The sequence below is a fragment of the Microbacterium sp. SORGH_AS_0969 genome (assembly GCF_030818255.1).
In the GTDB taxonomy this organism is placed as follows: domain Bacteria; phylum Actinomycetota; class Actinomycetes; order Actinomycetales; family Microbacteriaceae; genus Microbacterium.
Genome location: NZ_JAUTAG010000001.1, coordinates 133,910 through 155,473 on the forward strand (window position 1 = coordinate 133,910; position 21,564 = coordinate 155,473).

15 protein-coding genes are annotated in these 21,564 nt (G+C 72.0%); 6 read left to right on the forward strand and 9 right to left on the reverse strand.

What is annotated here, in order from left to right; genetic code table 11:
• Positions 1-53: 53 nt before the first annotated feature.
• The 3 genes from QE388_RS00660 to QE388_RS00670 all read right to left on the reverse strand — a co-directional run bounded on the left by QE388_RS00660 (position 54) and on the right by QE388_RS00670 (position 1,910).
• Positions 54-665, reverse strand: coding sequence for a GNAT family N-acetyltransferase (locus QE388_RS00660; protein ID WP_058596554.1), 612 nt, complete (start codon positions 663-665; stop codon positions 54-56).
• Between the two features lie 76 nt (positions 666-741).
• On the reverse strand, positions 742-1,428 hold the full coding sequence (locus tag QE388_RS00665; protein WP_275800865.1) for a uracil-DNA glycosylase: 687 nt from the start codon (positions 1,426-1,428) through the stop codon (positions 742-744).
• On the reverse strand, positions 1,425-1,910 hold the full coding sequence (locus QE388_RS00670) for a phosphoribosyltransferase (RefSeq protein WP_275800866.1): 486 nt from the start codon (positions 1,908-1,910) through the stop codon (positions 1,425-1,427). The genes QE388_RS00665 and QE388_RS00670 overlap by 4 nt, the downstream gene beginning before the upstream one ends.
• A 115-nt stretch (positions 1,911-2,025) precedes the next feature.
• On the opposite strand from QE388_RS00670, the gene QE388_RS00675 reads away from it, so the two are divergent.
• Entirely contained in the window at positions 2,026-3,525 is a 1,500-nt protein-coding gene (locus QE388_RS00675) for an MFS transporter (RefSeq protein WP_307382149.1), read from the forward strand.
• 10 nt (positions 3,526-3,535) lie between these two features.
• Here QE388_RS00675 and QE388_RS00680 read toward each other — a convergent pair whose 3' ends face one another.
• Positions 3,536-4,615, reverse strand: coding sequence for a hypothetical protein (locus QE388_RS00680; protein ID WP_275800869.1), 1,080 nt, complete (start codon positions 4,613-4,615; stop codon positions 3,536-3,538).
• 16 nt (positions 4,616-4,631) lie between these two features.
• Complete coding sequence (locus QE388_RS00685; RefSeq protein WP_307382150.1) at positions 4,632-5,402, reverse strand: SDR family oxidoreductase; 771 nt, start codon at positions 5,400-5,402, stop codon at positions 4,632-4,634.
• A gap of 166 nt (positions 5,403-5,568) precedes the next feature.
• Here QE388_RS00685 and QE388_RS00690 point away from each other — a divergent pair, with 166 nt between their 5' ends.
• Positions 5,569-6,891: a bifunctional o-acetylhomoserine/o-acetylserine sulfhydrylase gene (locus QE388_RS00690; protein WP_307382152.1), complete on the forward strand. Its 1,323-nt coding sequence runs from the start codon at positions 5,569-5,571 to the stop codon at positions 6,889-6,891.
• A gap of 165 nt (positions 6,892-7,056) precedes the next feature.
• Here QE388_RS00690 and QE388_RS00695 read toward each other — a convergent pair whose 3' ends face one another.
• On the reverse strand, positions 7,057-7,755 hold the full coding sequence (locus tag QE388_RS00695) for an SDR family NAD(P)-dependent oxidoreductase (RefSeq protein ID WP_307382153.1): 699 nt from the start codon (positions 7,753-7,755) through the stop codon (positions 7,057-7,059).
• Between the two features lie 52 nt (positions 7,756-7,807).
• On the reverse strand, positions 7,808-8,200 hold the full coding sequence (locus tag QE388_RS00700; RefSeq protein WP_275800625.1) for a DUF4259 domain-containing protein: 393 nt from the start codon (positions 8,198-8,200) through the stop codon (positions 7,808-7,810).
• A 79-nt stretch (positions 8,201-8,279) separates the two neighbouring features.
• Here QE388_RS00700 and QE388_RS00705 point away from each other — a divergent pair, with 79 nt between their 5' ends.
• The gene (locus QE388_RS00705; RefSeq protein WP_307382158.1) at positions 8,280-9,485 is read left to right on the forward strand and encodes a homoserine O-acetyltransferase; all 1,206 of its coding nucleotides are present in this window, start codon (positions 8,280-8,282) and stop codon (positions 9,483-9,485) included.
• A gap of 164 nt (positions 9,486-9,649) precedes the next feature.
• On the opposite strand, the gene QE388_RS00710 is transcribed toward QE388_RS00705, so the two are convergent.
• On the reverse strand, positions 9,650-10,897 hold the full coding sequence (locus QE388_RS00710; protein WP_307387024.1) for an MFS transporter: 1,248 nt from the start codon (positions 10,895-10,897) through the stop codon (positions 9,650-9,652).
• Between the two features lie 222 nt (positions 10,898-11,119).
• On the opposite strand from QE388_RS00710, the gene QE388_RS00715 reads away from it, so the two are divergent.
• The 3 genes from QE388_RS00715 to QE388_RS00725 are packed head-to-tail and all read left to right on the forward strand — an operon-like array spanning position 11,120 to position 19,527.
• Entirely contained in the window at positions 11,120-13,963 is a 2,844-nt protein-coding gene (locus tag QE388_RS00715) for a hypothetical protein (RefSeq protein WP_307382161.1), read from the forward strand.
• The gene (locus tag QE388_RS00720) at positions 13,960-15,225 is read left to right on the forward strand and encodes an ABC transporter substrate-binding protein (RefSeq protein WP_307382163.1); all 1,266 of its coding nucleotides are present in this window, start codon (positions 13,960-13,962) and stop codon (positions 15,223-15,225) included. Before QE388_RS00715 ends, QE388_RS00720 begins: the two co-directional genes overlap by 4 nt.
• An 18-nt stretch (positions 15,226-15,243) precedes the next feature.
• On the forward strand, positions 15,244-19,527 hold the full coding sequence (locus QE388_RS00725; protein ID WP_307382165.1) for an FtsK/SpoIIIE domain-containing protein: 4,284 nt from the start codon (positions 15,244-15,246) through the stop codon (positions 19,525-19,527).
• A 55-nt stretch (positions 19,528-19,582) separates the two neighbouring features.
• On the opposite strand, the gene QE388_RS00730 is transcribed toward QE388_RS00725, so the two are convergent.
• Positions 19,583-21,541, reverse strand: a complete 1,959-nt coding sequence (locus QE388_RS00730) for a serine/threonine-protein kinase (RefSeq protein ID WP_307382167.1) — start codon at positions 21,539-21,541, stop codon at positions 19,583-19,585.
• Positions 21,542-21,564 lie beyond the last annotated feature (23 nt).

A 21,564-nucleotide genomic window follows, 5' to 3' on the forward strand; every position in this document is an offset into this window, starting at 1 on the left:
GGCGGAAACTCACGAGTTCCGCCCGCCTCCCGGCCGCCGACACCGCGCGCGGCTCAGCCGAACAGCTTCCGCCGCTTCTTCTTCGACGGGATGCTCTTCTGCAGGTAGACCACGCCGAGCCACCGCCCGAACTTGAAGCCGACGCGGCCCATACGGCCCACCTCGGTGAAGCCGAGCTTCTCGTGCAGGGCGATCGAGGCGTCGGCGCCCTTGTCGCTGATCGCGGCGACCATCTCTCGGATGCCGAGATCCTGGCACGCCGCGATCAGCGCCTCGAGCAGCGCGCGGCCGAGCCCCTTGCCCGCGGCCGCCTGGCCCAGGTAGATCGAGTTCTCGACCGTGTACCGGTAGGCGGACTTCGACTGCCACGGCTGCACGAGCGCGTACCCGAGCAGTTGGCCGCTCGGCGACTCCGCCACGAGGAACGGAAGTCCGAGCCGCTTCAGCGTCGCGAACTTGTCGCGCCACTTGGCGATCGACCACGCCTTCTCGTCGAAGGTGACCACGGAGTTGCGGACGTAGTAGTTGTAGATCTCGCGGATGTCGGGGATGTCCGCTTCCGTCGCGGGGCGGATCTCGTACGAGAAGGGGCGTTCCGGCTCGGGTGCGCGACGCAGGTGCGCCGGCAGCCGCCGACGGCTCTTCTCGTACTCTTCTTCCAGCACGCACGCCACTCTACGCAGACAGGCGTTTCGGGCGTATGACCCGAGCCGCGTCGACCCCAGCCGCGCGAGGACGTCCTCAGGCCGGAAGGCGCCAGTCCACGGGCTCCGCGCCCTGTTCCTCGAGCAGCGCGTTGACCCGCGAGAACGGCTTCGACCCGAAGAACCCGCGACTCGCCGACAGGGGTGACGGATGCGGCGACGAGACGATCGCCGTGTCGCCGAGCAGGGGCGTGAGGTTCATGGCGTCCCGGCCCCACAGCACCGCCACCAGCGGGGCGTCGCGCGCGACGAGGCAGCGGATCGCGTGCTCGGTGACACGCTCCCAGCCCCAGCCGCGGTGGGAAGCCGGGGCTCCCGGCGCCACCGTCAGCACCCTGTTCAGGAGCATGACGCCCTGCGCCGCCCATGCCGAGAGGTCGCCGTGGGGAGCGGGCGAGATGCCGAGATCGTCGGACAGCTCGCGGTAGATGTTCCCGAGGCTGCGGGGCAGCGGCCGGACGTGCGGGTCGACCGCGAAGGACAGGCCAATCGGATGCCCGGGCGTCGGGTACGGATCCTGGCCGACGATCAGCACGCGCACCGCGTCGATCGGCGTGCGGAATGCCCGCAGCACGAGGTCCCCCGCCGGCAGATAGGGCTTAGCCTCGCTGCGCAGACGCTCACCGATCGCGGCGATGTCGGCGGCCACCGGGGCCAGCGGCTCGACCCACGACGCGTTGATCAGCCCGGCATCCGCGAGCTCGACGAGAGACTTCGCCGTCACGCCGCGTCTTCTTCGTGCACCGACCCCTGGAACGACCAGGGGAAGTCGATCCACAGGTCGGTGTCTTTCCACGAGTAATCGGGCGTGATGATCGTCGACGGCTTGGTGTAGATCACCGCGGATCGCGTCTCGGCACCGTGCCGGGTGAGGAGCTTCACGGCGAGGTCCAGCGTGCGGCCGCTGTCGGCGACGTCGTCGACGAGGAGCACGCGGCGCCCGCTCAGGTACGACAGGTCGAGGGCGGGAGGGAGGACCTCGGGGTCGTCGAGCACCGTGCCGACCCCGGTGTAGAACTCGACGTTCAGCGCCCCGCAGTTCTTGGCTCCCAGGCCGTAGGCGATCGCGCCACCGGGGAGCAGTCCGCCGCGTGCGATCGCGACGACGACCTCGGGCTCGAAGCCATCCGCCACGATCGCTCGCGAGATGTCGCGGGTCGCCGCTCCGAAATCGTCCCAGCTCAACCGCTCACGCTCGTCCGTCACGCCGGACTCCTCTCATCGACTGCTTTCACCCTAGGGCGCGGGCCGCCGCTCTCGCGCCGCGCGCTCGCGAAAGCGACTACCGGATGCCACGCCCCCGCGGTGCTATCGTCGCGCCATGTCGCGCGTCTCCGGCGCGGTCGGCCGGGTGCGCGGGTCCGCGCTCGGGGTGACCGCGGGTCTCATCGGCTGGTTCGTCGTGGTCGAGCTCGCCAGCGGCATCCTGCAGGGGTACTACGTGCCGCTGCTGCCGAACATCGTCGCGCATCTCGGCATCCGCGATGCCGACGTCAACTGGTTCGAGGCCGCCCAGCTCCTGCTGTCGGCGCTCGTCCTCCCGATCCTCGCCAAGCTCGGCGACATGTTCGGGCACAAGCGCATCCTGCTCGCGTCCGCGATCGCGACCGCCGCGGCCAGCTGGTGGCTCGTCTTCGCCGACTCGTTCACGTCGTTCCTGCTCGCGTGGGCGCTGCAGGGGTTCTACGTCGTATGGCTGCCGCTCGAGATCGCCCTCATCTTCGACCGCGGCCGACGCCTCCAGCGCGGCGTCTCGCGCACCCGCAGCGCCGCGGGCCTGCTCGTCGTCGGCCTGCAAGCGGGCGCCATCATCGGCGCTCTCGCTGCCGGCCGCCTGTTCGCCGCGACGGGCGGAGACCTGCGACTCGCCCTCGCCGTCCCCGCGGTGGTGGTGACCCTCGTCTGCCTCGTCATCTGGCTGGGCGTTCCCGAGTCGGAGCGTACTTCCGACCCGCGGCGACTCGATGTCGGCGGCTTCGCGATCCTCGCGGGTGCACTCCTGTGCGTCACGGGCGCCCTCTCGTTCGTCCGGCTGCCGGAGGGGCCCGGACCCGTCGCGATCGGTGCGCTCCTCGTCGCGGGCGTCGCACTCGGCGCGATCTTCGTCTTGTTCGAGCTGCGTCAGCCCGATCCGGCGGTCGACATCCGCGTCCTCCGTCGCCCCGAGATGTGGCCGGTGCAGACGACCGCCTTCCTCGTCGGCATCAGCCTGCTCGGCGCGCAGGGCCCCCTCGCCACGTACGCCGGAACCGACCGGGCGCTCGGGTACGGACTGGGATTGGATGCCACCGACCGCTCGAACGTGATCGGTGTCTACCTCGTCTCGCTCATCGTGGGGGCCGTGCTGTTCGCCGTGACCTCGCGCCGCGCGAGTCCGCGGGCGGTGCTGATCGGCGCGGCGGTCCTCGTCGGTGCGGGATACGCGTTGCTCCTCCCCCTGCACGTCGAGCTGTGGCAGGTGCTGATGTGCCTCGCGATCGCCGGGCTCGGCTCGGGAGCGCTCGTCGCGGCGATGCCCGCGGCAGCCGCCGCCGCCGCACCGCGCGGGCAGACGGGTGTGGCATCCGCTCTCACGAACACGACGAAGACCGTGGGCGGAACGATGTCGTCCGCGGTGTTCGGGGTGGTGCTGGCGGCCGGGGCGGGCTCGGCGGTGGCGGCGACGGCCGCTCCCCTCGCGGGTTACCTGACCGTGTGGTCGATCTGCGCCGCCGGCGGGTTCGCCGCGGCGGTGCTGCTGCTCTTCGTCCCCCGCGTCGCGTTCGCCGACCGCCCCGAGGCCGAGGTGGATGCGCGCGCCGCGCAGGGCGACGTGAGCTGATCCTCGCCGTTCAGGGGCGCCCGAGGAGGAAGAACCCGACGACCAGCGCCACGACGATGCCGAACGACACCCAGGCCGCGAGGCCCCACGACGTCCTCAGACGGCGACCGGCCGGCGCCACCTCACCGGTGTCGCGCCGGAGCCCCGTCACCGCGGGGTCGTCTCGGAGCTGGCCCTCGCGCCAGCGCTCCCACTGCTCGAGCTTCGCGGCGAAGGCGTCCGCGGTGCGCATGACCTCGACCCACCGCTCCGGGTCGGTCGTGACGACATCGCGCGGGTGCACGAGAAGGAGCAGATCGTCGACGATCTCGATGTCCCATCCGCCCGCGTCATCGATCGCCTGGGCCATGACATCGGGCGTGAACAGGTAGAGCGCATCCGCCTCGTACCCCTCGGGGCAGTACAGGTCGAAATGCTCGTCGAAGTCGCCCTCGAGCGAGAGCCTCTGGGCCGAGTCGGGGACGGCCGCCACCGCGAACGCGCGGGTTCCGCGCCGGGCCGCGCGCACGATGATGTGCGGCAGCGGGCGCCGGAGGCCGATCCTGATCCACCCGCCCACGGGCGGGTAGGTGAACCGGCGGGTGGCGTTGCGGATCTCGTAGTCCGCCCACTCGACGGTCCGCCCGTCCGCGTTCTCGCGCGTCATCGCCCGCGAGACGGTGTGGCCCGTGATGCTCCACCACGCGCGCATCGTGCCCGAGCGCGGACCCGGGGTGTAGATGAGGCCGTTGTCTTCCGCGAAGTGCGCGAGGGCCCAGTGTTCGCGGGGGCGCGTGCGCCCTTTGGCCGTGCGGATGACGCCCCACACGCTGAAGACGAACACCCCGAGGAACATGAACGCGAACAGGGCCATCGGCCGGACCTCGTCGGACCCGCCGTGGCGGATCTCCGACGTGATGGTGGCCCACGACCCCAGCGCGCCGATCGTCGACACGATCAGGAGGAAGGTGAAGACGGCCCGCCGCCCCCTCCTCTCGGGGTCGCGGACGCGCGGGTACTCCCGCCGGAACCTCGCCCAGAACCGCCGAAGCTCCGATCGGCTCGGACGGGCTCGAAGCGCATCGACATCGAGCGTCGTCGGTTCGGTCATGACAGCGGGCTCCGCGTCACCGCGTACGCAATGGCCCGCGCGCGAGGAGGTGCTGCGCCGACTGCGCCACCGGCCGCACGGTCACGAGGTCGAGGTTCACGTGACCCGGCGCGTCGAGGGCGTACGCGATCACGTCGGCGACGTCGTCGGCCACGAGCGGCGCCTCGACGCCCTCGTAGAGCTTTTCGGCGGCATCCCTGTCGCCGCCCAGCCGGTTGAGCGTGAACTCCTCGGTGCGGACCATGCCCGGCGCGATCTCGATGACGCGGAGCGGCTCGCCGTTCAGCTCCTGCCGGAGCGCGTGCACGAGCATGGATTCGCCGGCCTTCGCGGCGTTGTACCCGCCGCCACCGGGGTACGCGGTCTGGGCGGCGGTCGAGGTGACGAAGAGCAGGTCGGCGTGCCCGGCGGCGTCGGCGGCGCGGCGCAGCGAAGGCAGGAGGGATGCCACGAGCCGCTGCGACGAGAGCACGTTGGCCTCGAACATCCAGCGCCAGTCGTCCGGGTCGCCGTCTTCGACCCGGTCACTGCCGCGCGCTCCGCCCGCGACGTGCACGAGGGCGTCGACCCCGCCGGTCTCGTCGAGCCAGGCGCTCAAGGCGGCGACGTCGTCGGCGTCGGTCAGGTCGGCCGCGCGAGCGACGACCCCCGTCTCCGCTTCGAGAGCCGCGAGCCGGTCGGCGCGGCGGGCGACACCCACGACGTCCCACCCCCGCGCGCGCAGGAGGCGTGCGGTCGCCTCTCCGATACCCGAACTGGCCCCGGTCACCACTGCGCGTCGCGTCATGGCATCCACGCTACTCGTCCCCTCCGACGTCCAGCGGTCCGGGCGCGACCACGCGTGACGGTGGTATTACGGCCCGTGACCCCGGCGGTTGTCGGTGTCGGAGGGGGTCCGTACGCTCGCAGGAGGCCACGGCGACCGCCTCGGCCCCCAGACCAGAGGAGCAGCCATGTCGGCACCCGAGAACTGGCGTTTCGAGACCAAGCAGATCCACACGGGCGCCCAGCCCGACCCGGTGACGAAGGCCCGCGCCACCCCGATCTACCAGACCACGTCGTACGTGTTCGACAACGCCGACCACGCGGCGAACCTGTTCGCGCTGGCCGAGTTCGGCAACATCTACACGCGCATCCAGAACCCCACGCAAGACGTCGTCGAGCAGCGCGTCGCGGGCCTCGAGGGCGGCACCGGCGCCCTCCTCGTCGCCAGCGGCCAGGCAGCCGAGACGTTCGCCGTGCTCAACATCGCGCAGGCCGGCGACCACATCGTGTCGTCGAGCTCGATCTACGGCGGCACGTACAACCTCTTCAAGTACACCCTCGCCAAGCTCGGCATCGAGACGACCTTCGTCGAGAACCAGGACGACGCCGAAGAGTGGCGCGCCGCTGTCCGTCCGAACACGAAGCTGTTCTTCGCCGAGACGATCGGCAACCCGAAGATCAACGTGCTCGACATCCGCACGGTCGCCGACGTCGCGCACGAGGCCGGCGTCCCCCTCATCGTCGACAACACGATCGCGACGCCGTACCTCATCCGTCCCTTCGAGCACGGGGCCGACATCATCGTGCACTCGGCGACGAAGTTCCTCGGCGGGCACGGCACCACCATCGGCGGCGTCATCGTCGACGGCGGCCGCTTCCCGTGGTCGGAGCACTCCGAGCGCTTCCCGGGCCTGACCACGCCCGACCCCTCGTACCACGGAGCGGTCTACACGCAGGCGGTCGGCGACGGCCTGGCCTACATCATCAAGGCGCGCGTGCAGCTGCTGCGCGACCTCGGTGCCTCGATCTCGCCGCAGAGCGCGTGGCAGCTCATCCAGGGCATCGAGACCCTGTCGCTGCGCGTCGAGCGTCATGTGCAGAACGCGCAAGAGATCGCGGAGTGGCTCGAGAGCCACGACGATGTCGCGAGCGTCAACTACTCGGGTCTGCCCACCTCGCCCTGGTACGCCGCCGCGAACAACTACGCCCCCAAGGGCGTCGGCGCCGTGCTGTCGTTCGAGCTCAAGGGCGGCGTCGAGGCGGGTCGCGAGTTCGTCAACTCGCTGAACCTCTTCAGCCACCTCGCGAACATCGGCGACGTGCGCTCGCTCGTCATCCACCCCGCGTCGACCACGCACTCGCAGCTCACCCCCGAGCAGCAGCTGACCGCGGGCGTGACCCCCGGTCTCGTGCGCCTGTCGGTGGGTCTCGAGAACATCGACGACCTCAAGGCCGACCTCGACCAGGCCCTCGCCGCCGCGCGCCGCCTGTCGGAGGCCGCTCGCGCCTGACCCTCGCGCAGACACGCCCCGATCCGGCTTCGGCCGGGTCGGGGCGTCGTCGTGTGCGCCACCCCGTGCCGGTGCCGGGCATTCCGGTGACGAGCGGAGGGCGTGGGATGCCGGGAGGAACCGCGCCGCGAGATCCTCCTCCCTCCGTCCCTGCCCCTCCCTCCGTCACACCTTCTGCCGCGGCCGGAGGCTCCCGAGACCCCCGTCGACGCCGAGCACCTGGCCGGTCATCCAGGCGTTCTCGGGCGACAGCAAGAATTCCACCGCACGGGCGACGTCATCCGGCTCGCCGAGGCGGCCCAGCGGGTGCATCACCTCCGACACCTTCCGCGACAGGTCGCTCGAGGTGAGCTTCTCGGTCAAGCGCGTCTGGACGAGGCCGGGGGCGACCGCGTTCACCCGCAGACCGTGGGCCGCGTAGCTCGCCGCGGCCGACAGCGTCAGCCCGATCACCCCGGCCTTGGCCGCCGCGATCCCGTCGTGGTTCGGAAGCCCCGCGAGCGCCGCCGCCGACGAGACCAGCACGACCGCCCCGCCGCCGCGCAGGTGGGCCCCCGCGGCTCGGACCGCGGCGAACGCGGTCGTCAGCGACGCGGCGATCAGGCCGTCGTACTGTTCGCGCGAGATCAGGTGCGCGGGCTTGAGCAGCATCGATCCCGCGAACACCGCGATGCCGTCGAGCTCGCCCGCCTCGCGCACCACCCGGTCGACGGCGTCGAAGTCGGTGGCATCCAGGACGAAGTCGGGCTCGATGACCGAAGAGTCCCGTGCCGTGGTCAGGACGCGGTGGCCCGCGTCGCGCAGTCGCGTCGTGGTCGCGCGGCCGATGTCGCTCGACGCCGCGATGAGGAGGAAGGTCGCCATGCGGCGATCATCCCCACCCCCGCTTGCGGAGAGCGGGGGCTGGACAAGGCGCTCAGTCGGTGGTGAGCGCCGCGCGCAGCCTCTCGTTCTCGGCGAGCCACTCGGGATCGCCCTCCCACAGATCAGCGAGCTCGCCCTCGCCGGACGTCGCGACGGCGAGCGCCGAGGCGGCGAGGTCCACCAGCTCGGCAGACGGCGGCGACACCCGCGCCACGAACGCCTCGACGCTCTCGGCGGAGTCCGTCACCCGCCCCCGGCCCCGCGCCACGACCTCTGCCGCGGCGATCGCCGTCACCGCGTCGTCGGAGTCGAGGTCTGCCGGCGCCGACTCCGTCGCGACGCGCAGGGCGTCGCTCACGACGCTCCAGTCGCTCGCGTCGTCGAGCTCGTACGCCCAGTCGGCGGCACTGTCGTTTCCGAACGGTTTCGCGCTCCATGTCCCCATGCGTGGCATCGTAGACCGCGGTTCCGACATCGCCGTAACAGTCCGGTGAGGCTCCACCGGACCGGAGAGAATGGATGCCATGGACTGGCAGATCTCCGAAGACACGGTGCCCTCGGCACCGATCACGGAGGCCGACGCCCGCTCCCTGCTCGGCCGTCCTCCCGCGACGGGCGCCTGGCGCGACGGCGACCCGGTGGGCGAGCGCCGTTTCGCCGCTTTCGGAGCGTTCGCGACCGAGAACGGCGAGTCCCTTCCGGCGTTCCGTCTCGCGTACGAATCGTGGGGTGAGCTCTCCACCGCACGCGACAACGCCGTGATCGTGCTGCACGCCCTGACCGGCGACAGCCACGTGCGCGGAGCGGCAGGTCCGGGCCACCCGACCGCCGGCTGGTGGAGCGATCTCGTCGGCCCGGGAGCCGCGATCGACACCGACCGGTGGTTCGTCGTCGCTCCCAACATGCTCGGCGGATGCCAGGGCTCGACGGGACCGGCGAGCATCGCGCCCGACGGTTACGAGTGGGCGTCGCGCTTCCCTTACCTGACCATCCGCGACCAGGTCCGCGCTCAGGCGCAGTTGGCCGACGCGCTCGGCATCGACCGCTGGGCCGCGGTGATCGGTGGATCGATGGGCGGAATGCACGCCCTCGAATGGGCGGTCGGGCACCCCGACCGGGTGGAGCGCGCCGCGATCCTGTCGGCCCCGCCCATCACCACCGCCGACCAGATCGCGCTCAACTCGGTGCAGCTCGACACGATCCGGATGGACCCGCGCTTCGCGGGAGGTGAGTACTACGACTCCGGCGACGGCGACGGCCCGCACCGCGGACTCGCCCTGGCCCGCCGCATGGCGCTGCTGAACTACCGCAGCCCCACCGAGCTCAACCAGCGTTTCCAGCGGTCGTGGCAGTCGGGCGTGAGCCCGCTCGGGCGGGGCGGCCGTTTCGCGGTCGAGTCGTACCTCGACTTCCACGGCAACAAGTTCACCCGGCGCTTCGACGCGAACAGCTACCTCACCCTCGTCGAGGCGATGAACTCGCACGACGTCGGGCGCGACCGCGACGGGGTCGAAGACGCCCTGCGTCGTGTCACCGCCACGACGCTGGTGCTCGGCATCGACAGCGACCGCCTGTTCCCCATCGACGGTCAGCACCGCATCGCGCGCGGCATCCCGAACACGCTCGACGGCGACGAGGCGGTGGTCCTCGCGAGCGACTTCGGCCACGACGGCTTCCTGATCGAGACCGCGGCCGTCGCCACGCACCTCCGCCGCCTGCTCGCGACCTGACGATTCCGGATGCCGGGCCCCCGGCATCCGTCCCGCTCGCGCCACTTCCGGTCGGGGTGTGCCGCGCTCGCGTTGGCTGTCCAAGACACGCCGTAACCGCCGGGCGCTCTACGGCGTGTCTTGGACACTCAACGGGCTAGGGCGCGGCGCGGGCGCCGCCGGGCTCAGCCCTGCGTCGGGATCGAGCCGGTGATCGCGGTGGTCGCGGCCTCGGCGGCCGGCATCCGGTGCTCGGGGTGACGACCCGAACGGTCCTCGACGCGGTACGACACGACGGCGACGATGAGCCCGCCGAGGGCCAGCACCGCGCCCACCCAGGCGGGGGCCACGAGCCCCAGGCCCGCGGCGATCGCGAGGCCGCCGAGGAACGCACCGAGGCTGTTGCCGATGTTCAACGCCGAGTGGTTCAGCGCGGCGGCGATGGACTGGTTGTCTTCGGCGACGTCCATCAGCCGGGTCTGGATGCCAGGGCTCAGGGCGGCGCCGCAGAACGCGACGAGGAAGGCGAAGACCACGAGCGTGACGATCCATCCGGCGGTGAGCGCGAGCCCGACGGACGCCGCGCCGAGCGCGAGCAGGCCGACGAAGAGCCAGAACCGCAGGTCTTTGTCGGCGAGCGCCCCGCCGACCACGTTGCCCACCGTCATGCCGACGCCGACGAGCACCAGGACGAGCGACACGGCCCATTCCGGCTGCCCCGCGACCTCGGTGATCATGGGCGCGATGTAGCTGTACATCGCGAAGAAGCCGCCGAAGCCGACCGCGCCGATCCCGAGGGCGAACCAGACCTGGCCGATACGGAACACGCGCAGTTCGTCGCGCAGCCGTCGTCCCGGCGCGCCGGGATGCTTCGGGACGAACAGGGCGATGCAGATCGTCGCGAGCACGAAGATGCCGGTGACGACCGCGAACGCGGCGCGCCAGCCGACCTGCTGTCCCAGGAGCGTTCCGAGGGGGACGCCCACCACGTTGGCGATCGTGAGTCCGGTGAGGACGAAGGCGACGCCCTTCGCGCGGTTGCCGGGTCCGAGGGCATCGGCGGCGACGAGAGCCCCGATGCCGAAGTACGCGCCGTGCGGGAGTCCCGCGAGGAATCGCGACGCGGCGACGAGCTCGAACGTCGGGGCGATGACGGTCAGAAGTGTGAAGAACGCCAGGGCGGCCGCGAGCACGATCATCACCCGGTGCCGCGGGAAACGCGCGACGGATCCCGCGATCGTGGGGGCGCCGACGACGACGCCGAGGGCGTAGAGCGACACGAGCCAGCCGGCTCGGGCGATCGCGTCGTCGGGCGACGCGGCCCACGCGGTGGGCACCAGTTCTCGGGCGATGTTGGGCAGGAGGCCCATCACCACGAACTCGGTCATGCCGATGCCGAAACTGCCGATGGCGAGAGAAAGGAGCGCCCGCATCGCCGCACCTCTCGAGGTCGTCGAAGAGGTCACCCGACGATGGTAGTCGGCGGGAGAACGCCTGTCGAATCGTTTCGAGGCGAGGGGCCGCCGCCCGCGTGAACGCCGGATGCCGACGAACGGCAGTGGGGTCGGATGTCAAGCTCGGCCCCCGAAACCGGCGATGTCAGCGGGACCGACTACGATCGACGGCGGCTGCCGGACGGTGTTCAAGGGGGACGGATGTCAGTGGGGAAATCTGTAGAGGGTCGGCGTGCGCTGCCGCGCGTCATCGCGGCGATGGTCGCTGTCGGCGCGCTCGTCACGGTGACCGCGTGCACGAACGGCGAGGCGCAGATCACGCCCACCCGACTGCTGCAGTCCGTCGCCGTCGGGGTCACCACCGACGCCGCCATCCAGAGCGTGCAGTCCACGACGATCGCCATCGGCAACTCCCCCTCGGAGACGACCAGCGAGACGGCCTCGTTCACCCCGGCCGACGTCGCGAACGACATCCCCGTGCGTATCCGCACCTCGTACCGCACCGCGGACTCGAGCGGCACCGACCTGGGCGACCTCAAGGGCTACTCGGGCCGCGTCGAGATCGACGTCACGATCGAGAACCTCACCGTGAAGCCCCAGGAGCTGACCTACGACGCCGCGGGTCAGTCGCGCACACGCGAAGCGCTCGTGGGCGCGCCCCTGACGATCGCCGCGTCGACCGTCCTCGGAGGCGTGGCCCCCAGCCGCGTGGTCATCGACTCCGACACCGACTCCGCCGTGACCAACGGCGTGCTGAGCCGCTCCGACGACGGCGACGCCGTGGTGCAGTGGGCGTCGCTGCTCGCCCCGCCCTCCGGTCGCGCCAGCAGCACCCTCACCCTTGTCGCCGACGTCGACGACTTCTCGGTGCCCGCGTTCGACATCGCGGTGCAGCCGGGGATCTCGACCGATCCGTCGATCGGCGGTGTCCTCGACGCGGCGTTCAACGACGACCCCACGTCGCAGCTCGCCCTCCAGCGCCGCACCATCGAGGTCGTCGCGGCGGTCAACGAGGTGCTCGGCCGCGCGGGCACCACGATCACCGAGGTACGCACGAACCTCGAGAGCACGGCCGACACCCTGGGTGTGCGCACGGCGCGAGAGCTCGCCGACAGCACCACCTCGCTCGGAACGTCGATGCGGGGTCTCACCGCGCAGCTCACGGGTCTGCAGTCCGACCTCTCGACGACGGTGAACAGCACCAACTCGGCGGTCCTCCAGCAGCTCGGCAGCGCCCTGTCGGCCGTCGACGGCATGCTCGGTGACACCAGCGCACCGCCGCCCCCGTCGATCCCGAGCGGCAGCGGATGCTCGGCGACGTCGACGATCCCGGGCGAAGCGAACACGATCTACGGCAACATCCAGCGCCTCGCGGTCGAGCTCGACAACTACGCCTCCGCCGCCGACGAGTGCAAGGGCGAGGTGCAGAACGCGCTGCGCTCGACCATCGGCCCCGACGCTCCCAGCGCCGACACCTGCCAGACCCCGTCGACGACGTGCGCCCTGTTCAGCGCCCAGGGCGAGGTGAACGCCACCCTCGCCCAGCTGGTGGTCGACGGTCGCGAGCTCGTCGACTCTCTCAAGCCCGAGCTCATGTCGTCGGTCGTGACGCAGTTCGACCAGACCTCGCAAGCCGTCGAAGCCGTTCAGGACGCGACGAAGAAGGTCACCGACGGCCTCCCCGACGGCTCCGTCCCGCAGTCGCTGGGCGAGGTCAGCGCGGCGCTCGACACGCTGTCGGGTTCGCTCGGATCGCTCAACTCCGCGCTGTCGCAGGTCAACCAGATCGCTCGCGACGCCCAGACGGAGTTGGGCAACCCGGATGTGCGCGGCTCGATCCGCGAGCAGGCGAACCGACTGGCGGACGAGATCTGCACTCTCGCCCCGGACGACGACTGGACTCCCCCCGGCGGCGGCAACGAGCCCACGCCCAAGCCCACCTCGACGTCCGGAACGGACGGCGACGGCAACGGCGACGACTCCGACGCGAAGAGCTCCTCCTCCCCGGTCGTCATCGGCGGCCCGACGCTCGCCGAGGTCGACCGTCTGCGCTCGTTCCTCACGTCCGAGGGATGCGAGGGAGACCAGCTCTCGACCCCGTGGGGTTATTCGGCACCGCTCCTCGACCGCCTGAAGGCCGACACCGCCGCGTGGATCAGCGTCGATGAGAAGACGCAGCCCTCCGGCGACCTCGGCACCGCCATCGCGGGCCTGCTCGACCAGACCTCGAAGGTCCGCGACGCGGTCAACCGCATCAGCTCCTCCGCGTGGAACGGCAACGAGAACCTCACCGCCCTGGTGACCTCGCTGACCGACTCGACGAAGGCCCTCGCCGACCAGCGCACCGAGCTCGACCAGCGCATCAACGCCCTCAAGAAGCAGCAGGACGGCCTCGGCCCGAGCATCGAGCGGGCATTCGCCGACGCCGACGCCGAGGCGGCCAAGAAGGTCTCGGCCCTCATCGAGGAGCAGGTGCGCGTCATCTCGGCCCGCGGGAAGACGGATGCCGCCACCATCGGCGCCATGTTCGACCGTTCCGTGTCGGGTCTGACCTCGACCTCGACCGACATCGCGCAGAGCGGCAAAGAGACCGTCGAGTCGCAGCGCGACGATCTCAACGCCGCCGGCGAGGCGATCTCGCAGAGCGTCTCCGCGCAGACCCTGTCGTCGCTGTCGTCGATCTCGTCGAGCATCGGCGCCGCCACCCGTGACACGGACGGCGCGTCCTCGCTCCTGCAGGCCGACCTGAACAAGGTCCTCCTCGACCTGGGCGACCGTCAGGTCAACGGCTCGGGACTGCTGGGTTCGATGGTCACCAGTGCCGCGAAGGTCGACACCGCCGACGTCCAGCTCGCCCTGGCCTCGCAGCAGGCGCAGGGATACGCCAACGTGCGCTCCGAAGACGTCGCGGGCATCCTGCTCCAGCAGGCGCAGACGCAGGCCTCGCTGGAGGCCGGAGCGAAGCTGCCGCCGTTCCACATCGAGGCTCCCGCGGGCGCCGCGACGCAGACGGTGTACACCTTCCGGATCGGAGACGGCAAGTGAAGCGTCGCACCGTCGCCCTGATCGCCGGGGCCGCCGCCGTGGTCCTCGTCGCCGCCGGGGTCACCACCTGGTCGCTCACGCGCCCCACCGAGGCCCAGGCGGTCGGCTCGATCCCCGTCGCGATCTCGGCACCGGTCCCCGATGACCTGACGATCGGCGTGATCGTCTCGCTCTCCTCCGCTCCGGGCGAAGGCGCGGAGTGGAAGGATGCCGCGAACGGCGCGGTCGTGGCCGCCCGCCGCCTGGCGCTCGGCGGTCACGACATCACGGTCCGCGCCGTGGACGACAAAGGCACCGCCGACGGCGCTCGCGCCGCCGCGCAGGAGCTCGTCGACGACGGAGCCGCCGGCATCGTCGTCGCCACGAGCGGGTCGCACGTCACCGGCGCGGTCGAGGTCGCCCGCTCGGCAGGCGTCCCCGCCGTCCTCCCGTACGTGAGCGACGGCTCGCTCGCGGGCGACGGCGTCTGGTTGACGGGCCCCACGAGCGACGCGATCAGCGCGGCTCTTCCCGCAGCACTGAAGGGCGCCTCGTCCGTCCTCCTCGTGGACGCCGGGTACGGTACGCCCGCGGGTCTCTCCCCCGCCGCCATCGTGCCGTTCGCCGCCGGCGGTGACGCCGCGGCCTTCCGTGCCGCCGTCGCCGCGGCCCGTGGATCGCGTCCCCTCGACGCGGTTCTCATCAACGGGCCCGCCTCGACGCAGGCGAGCGTGGTGCAGCTGCTCCAGAGCGACGACGCCGATCTCCCGATCGTCGTCACCCCCGAGGCCACGTCGCCGGCGTTCTCCGAGGCGCTCGTGTCCGCGGGCGGCACCCTCTCGACCGACCTGACCACGGTCGGCGCGGGCTGGAGCGACACCGTCGCCCTCTCGTCCGACGCCGATGGCCGAGCCATGTCCGCCTTCCTCGCGGGCGTGCGCGTCGTCGCCGACGACTCCTCGGCCACGACGCTCTTCGAGGACCGCTCGTTCGCCTCCGTCGCCGGCCTCGCCGACTCGCGCAGTCACGACGCCACCGTCCTGCTCGCGCTCGCCGCGGCATCCGCCGGTAGCACCGAACCCTCCGCGGTCGCCTCGGCGCTCGGCACATTGTCGGCCGGCGCGGCCGACGGCATCGCCGGTCCGCAGCTCGACGGCACGAAGCCCACCGCCCTGGTCCCCGGAATCGTTCCCCTGTATTCGGCGGATCAGAACCTGGGTCTGCGCCCCCTGTCGACCGACACCACCGCACCGCTGGTGTGGTTCGCCGGACAGCCCGACTGACATCTCCCGGAGGCTCCGATGCGTCTGCTGATCGCGATCGACGAAGACGAGCAGGTGGTCGACCTCGCCCGTCACCGCAGCCAGGCGACGCTGGGCGAACTGATCGCGGCGGCGACGGGACACGATCTCGCCCCCGACACCCTCGTCGCGGTCGACGCCGAGCGTCACCCCGCCTCGACGGCGCTGAGCGAGGTGCTGATCCTCGAGGGCACCCGCATCGCCCTCTCGGCGTCGCCCCGACCGAAGCCCGCGACAGACTGGACGGCGACCCTGTCCGGCGGGTTGGAGGCCGGACCGGTCGTCGACGTGCCGCGCGGGCGGGCGCTGATCGCGGGACGCTCCCCCCAGGCCGACCTCAGGCTCCCCACCACGAGCGCCTCGTGGGAGCACTTCTCGGCCGCGCGCGACGAAGACGGGCTCCGCGTCGACGACCGCGGATCGACGAACGGCACCCTCGTCGACGGCACAGCCGCCGCCGAGGACGGCACGGTCGTCGAGGGTCCCGCCGTCATCACCGCGGGAGGCACGACCGTGCTCCTGCGCCCCTCGATCGATGAGACCGGTGCCCCCGAGCCCGGCTCCCTGCACAACATCACCCCCGCCGCGACCGCGCCCTTCAACCGTCCGCCGCGGCCCGGCCGGCCGCCGGAGCCCGAGCCGATCACGCCGCCGACCCACAAAGACGTCCCGCCGGCGTCGAAGTTCAGCATCATCACGGTTGCGGCGCCCCTCGTGCTCGCGTTCGCGATGGTCCTCATGCTCGGCGACGCGCGGTACGCCCTGTTCGCCGCGCTCAGCCCCATCCTGGGCGTCGGCGTGTGGTTCGAGCAGAAACGCCGCTACACCCGGAACGTCAAAGAAGAAGACGAACGGTTCGCCCAAGCCCTGCAGACCCTTCGCGACGACATCGCGTCGGCCGGTCAGGCCGAGAAGGCCCGGAGAATGGATGCCATTCCCGACCCGGCCACGACGCTCCGCCGCGCCGCGATCCCCGCGACCACGCTGTGGCAGCGCCGTGCGGGCTCGCCCGACCTTCTCGCCCTGCACGCCGGCATCGGCGATGTGCCGTGGCGCCCCGCGACCGACGAACGCTCGGGCACCCGCCTCGAGGACGACGTCCGCCAGATCCTCGACACCGCCGCCATCCCCGCCGCACCGGTCGAGATCGACCTCACCGCCGGCGGAGTCGTGGGAATCGTCGGCGACCGCGACGGGGCTCTCGCGCTGGCCCGGAGCCTCGTCATCCAGGCGGGCATCCATGTCGGCCCGGCCGATCTGACCGTCGGCGTTTTCTGCGATGCCGGCCGCTCTCCCGAATGGGCGTGGGCGGGTTGGCTCCCGCACACGCGCCGACAGGGCACGGGCACCCAGGAACGCTGGATGTCCGACAACCGCGAACGCAGCACCGACCTTCTGCGGGGCCTTCGCGACGGCATCCACGACATCCCGACGGCGGCCGTTCTCCTCGTGCTGGACTCCGACGTGCTCACCGAGGGTCGCAACGCCCCCGCGCGCGAGCTCCTCGGCCATGGCCGACCGGACGGTGCGACCACTCTGTCGCGCGACCGTCAGGGCGTGCAGGTCTCGGGGATCGTCCTCGCGTCGTCCGAAGAGCAGCTCCCCGCCGCGTGCACCGTCGTGGTGCGAGTGGCGCCGGATGCCGCGGCCACCGTCACGCGTCCCGGTGACCTCGTGACGGTCGACGACGTCATCCTCGCGGGCATCGACGTCGACACCGCCGCAGCGGGAGCCCGCGATGTCGCCCGCTTCGACGATCCCGAGCTGGTCGTCCCGGGCGCGGCGCTGCCCGGCCTCGTGCGTCTCCCCCCGCTCCTCGGCCTGGACGAGGTGACGGCGGCGGCGGTCCGCGAGCTGTGGGCCAACGCCCGCGGCATCACCGCGCCCATCGGGACGGGCGAGGGCGGCACGATGGAGCTCGACCTCGTGCACGACGGCCCGCACGGTCTCGTCGGCGGCACGACCGGCTCGGGCAAGAGCGAGTTCCTCCGCTCGCTCGTCGCGGGGCTCGCCCTGCGCAACGACCCCACCCGCCTGAGCTTCATCCTCATCGACTTCAAGGGCGGCGCGGCCTTTGCGGCGTGCGAGCGGCTCCCGCACACGATCGGCACCATCAGCAACCTCGACGAACAGCTGGCCGACCGCGCCCTCCGCTCCCTCGAGGCCGAGATGCGGCGGCGCCAGCGCATCTTCGCCGCGGCGGGCGAGGGCGTCGACAACCTCGACGCCTACCTCGCGACGAAGCCCGCCGAGCCCATGCCGCGGCTGCTGCTCGTCGTCGACGAGTTCGCGATGCTCGCCAAGGACTTCCCCGACGTGCTGTCGTCGCTCGTGAGCGTCGCCGCCGTCGGCCGTACGCTCGGCGTCCACATGATCCTCGCCACCCAGCGCCCCGCGGGTGTCGTCAACGACGACATCCTCGCGAACACGAACCTCCGGGTCGCTCTGCGCGTGCAGAGCCGCGACGACTCGAACAACGTGATCGGTGTCCCGGCGGCATCCGCGATCGGTCGCGCCCAACGCGGTCGCGCGTACATCAAGCGCGGACAGGACGACATCGCGCCCGTGCAGACCGCGCTGGTCACCGGCGCCTCGGAGCGCGCCGTCGTCGAGGCCGTCGAGCTGCAACCGGTGACGTTCTCGGGGATCGCTCCCGCGTCCAAGACGACCGTTGTCGACGACTCGACGACCGACCTCGACGTCGTGATCGATGCCATCCGCGCGGCGGCCGACGAGGCGGGGATCGCCGCTCCGCGACCGGTGTGGCCCGAGGCGTTGGGCGCCCGTGTGCCGCTGGCCGGGTTCGGCGACGACGCCACGGCGTCGGGGGTCCTCGCGGTGGGCGGCGTGCAGGGTGCGGAGGTGTTCTTCGCCCTCGCCGATGAGCCGGACAGTCAGCGGCAGGTCGCCGCCGGGTGGAACCTGTCGCGGGGCAACCTGCTCGCGGTCGGCATCCCCGGCAGCGGCACCAGCACGGCCCTGTCATCGATCGCTCTGGCCCTCGCGGCCGAGTCGCACCCCGACGACCTCGACATCCTCGTGCTCGATGCCGGTGCCCGCGACCTCGCGCCCCTCGCCGACCTGCCCCACACCGTGGCCTACGTGGGGGCCGGGGGCGGTGCGCGCGAGCAGCAGGCGCGATTCCTGCGCCACCTCCGCACCGACCTCGAGCGGCGCCGCGCCGACGAGGGACAGCGGCGCCGCGCGATCGTGCTGATCGACGGGCTGGCGGCCCTGCGCGACGAGTTCCAGGACCACGAGGGACAGCAGCTCCTTGACGGCCTCTACCGCGCGTACGCCGACGGCCCCGAGCTCGGCCTGCATTTCGCCGTGTCGACGACCCGCGCCAAGGCGGTCCCCTCTGCGATCGACGAGGTCACCACCCAGAAGTGGATGTTCCGCCTCGCCGACCCCTACGACTACACCTCCGCGGGCCTGCGCCCCAAGGACGCCCCGGCATCGGTACCGGGTCGCTGCGTCCTCGCCGAATCAGCCCGGCAGGCGCACGTCGCCACCCCCGCCGGCGGCTTGGCCAGCGCCGTCACCCGCGTGAAAGAGACGTACGCGGGCGCCGCGCCGAAGGCTCCCGTGGTGGGCCGCCTGCCCGAGCAGGTCGGGATCGCCGACCTCGGCGTCGCGGCCGACCTCCGGCAGGAGCCGTGGCGCATCCCCATCGGCGTCGCCGAGTCCGACCTCGCCCCCGCTTTCCTCGAGGTCTACGAGGGCGAGCACGTCCTCGTCGCCGGACCCGCCCGCTCCGGCAAGTCGACGCTGCTCCTCGCGATCGCGCAGGCCCTGCGGACGACTCCGGATGCCACGGCCCCGGTGACCGTGTGGGGTGTCTGCGGCCGCCGCTCACCGCTGGCCACGGCCGACCTCGACCGCGTCGTCGTCGGATCCGACGACATCCCCGCGCTCGTGGCATCCGTGCGTCTCGAGAAGGGGCCGGTCGTCATCCTGGTCGACGACGCCGAGTCGTTCGAGGATTCCGACCAGTCGCTCGCCGGCCTCCTCACGATGTCGCAGCCGCACGTGCTGGTCATCGCGGCGGGACGCTCCGCCGACCTCCGCGCGCAGTACTCCGGCTGGACGAAGACCCTGCGCAAGTCGCGCTGCGGGGTCCTGCTGCAGCCCGACGTCGACTACGACGGCGATCTGCTGGGCGTCACGCTCCCCCGCCGCGCCCCCGTCGCCGTCACCACCGGCCGCGGGTACGCGTGCGTCGCGGGTGCGGCCCGCTTCGTCCAGGCGGCGGGGCCGTCGGTCGCCGTCCCCGCGGGCTGAGCGGAACGCCTGCTCCGCACGCGACTCGGCGCGCCCCAGCGCGACTCCGCGCGCCTCAGCGCGTCGTGATGCCGAACGGCGGGCTCACGAGGTCGGTGAAGTTGCCGACCCGCGCACGTACCGTGCAGTCGGGGGCGACCGACAGCGCCGTCACCACGAGACCGTCCGATGAGACCGTCAGCGCTCCGGCGCACCCGTCGCTGAAGCGCACCCCGCTGGTCCCCCCGGCGACGGCGTCGAGCATGGCGCTCGGCTCCCCGACCGACGGGCTCGTGAACAGGGGGTTCACCGGATCCGGACCGCTGGGCCAGACGGGGAGCAGCGTGACGGGCAGCGCCGTCCCGCCGACGGTGCGAGAGGGCGTCGTGACCTGAACGCTGCGCAGCCGCTGCACGGGATACGCCGCCCCCGACACCTCGGAGTCCGAGATCGCCTTCGTCGTGGCCGTCGCGGCCGCCTTCAGCCAGGCATCGACGGCTTCCTGGCCGTTCAGCGCGATCGAGACCTGAGCGGTGACGGTGACCGAGTCCTGCGTCGGGACGGTCAGGCCGTCGACGCTCCAGCCGCAGGGCACCGAGATGCCGGTGACGCTCGCTTGGTTGCGATCGACCGTGGCATCCGACCACGTGACGGCGGGACACGCGTCCGATTCCGCGGCCCCGGGCAGCACCTCGAGGAACGGCCCGCCGAGGGGAGCATTCTGCGCGCCGTATTCGATCGTGACGGTCGCCAGCTTCTTCTCCGGGTCGTAGCTGACCGAGCGGCTCACGCTCAGCCCGGTCGGCAGGGCCCGGTCCTGCTGGCTGGAGGTCACGACGGGTCCGGCCGCCGCCGGTGCGGCCTCCCCCGCGGGAGGACGGAACACGAAGAACGCCGCGACCGCGGCCACGGCGACCACCGCGGCGCCCGCGATCCAGAGGGCGCGGCCGCGCGGCATCCGCGTCCACAGCGAGGTCTTCGCCTCGGGCTCTGCCTCGACCGGCTGGGGCGCCTCGCGACGCGGCATCGGTCGGAGCACCGTCGTCTGGGTCGCCGCACCGAGGTCGGGCGCCGGCTCGTCCGACGACGCCGCGACCGGTTCGGGAGCCGTCGGGGCGACGCCCCGGAGCACGGTCGCGGGTCTCTCGGCCTCGGCGAAGCCCTCGGGAGCCGCGACCGGCGTGAGAGCCGCGAGCTCCGCGACCGACCCTCGTAGGCGCCGCAGGGTCGTCGCGGCCTCCGTGGCCGACGGGCGCTCCGCCGGCGCTTTCGCGAGCAGGCGGGCGAGAACACGCCAGAGGTCGTCGGGCACGTCAAGGCGGGGCACTTCGGCGCTGACGTGCCGATACGCGACGGTGAAGTCGGTACCCGGACCGGCGAACGGCGTCCGACCCGAGAGGAGTTCGTAGAGCAGGATGCCGGTGGCATAGACGTCGCTCGGAGGCCCGGCCTCGCCGAGGGTGACGAGTTCGGGCGACATGTACTCGGGCGTGCCGATGACGGCGGTCGTCGAGCGGCGACGCTCGTCGAGCACGCGCGCGATGCCGAAGTCGACGACACGGACGGCAGCCCCGGGGTCGTCGCCGTCTCGCGCGTCACGATCGAGGAGGACGTTGTCGGGCTTGATGTCGCGGTGGACCGTGCCCACCGCGTGCGCGGCGGCCAGCGCGTCGAGCACGGCCGCGGTGAGGGCGACGGCTTCGGCGGGCCGCAGGGTGCCGCGCTCGTCGAGGGCCTGACGCAGGCTCCCGCCCTCGACCAGGTCCATGACGATCGCGAGGCGCTCGCCCTCGACCACGAGGTCGCGCACCGCGACGACGTGCGGGTCGCGCAGTCGGGTGAGCACGGTGCGCTCGCGGATGAACCGCTCGACGAGGTCGGCATCCTGCGCGTGTTCCCGGCGGAGCACCTTCGCGGCGCGCAGTGACTCGTCGCGCACGTCGCGCACACGCCACACCTCGCCCGCGGCGCCGGATCCGATCCGATCGACGAAACGGTACGAGGCGCCCAGCGCCTCACCGATCTCCGGTTCCACCCGTTCCCCCCGCTCTCCCTCTC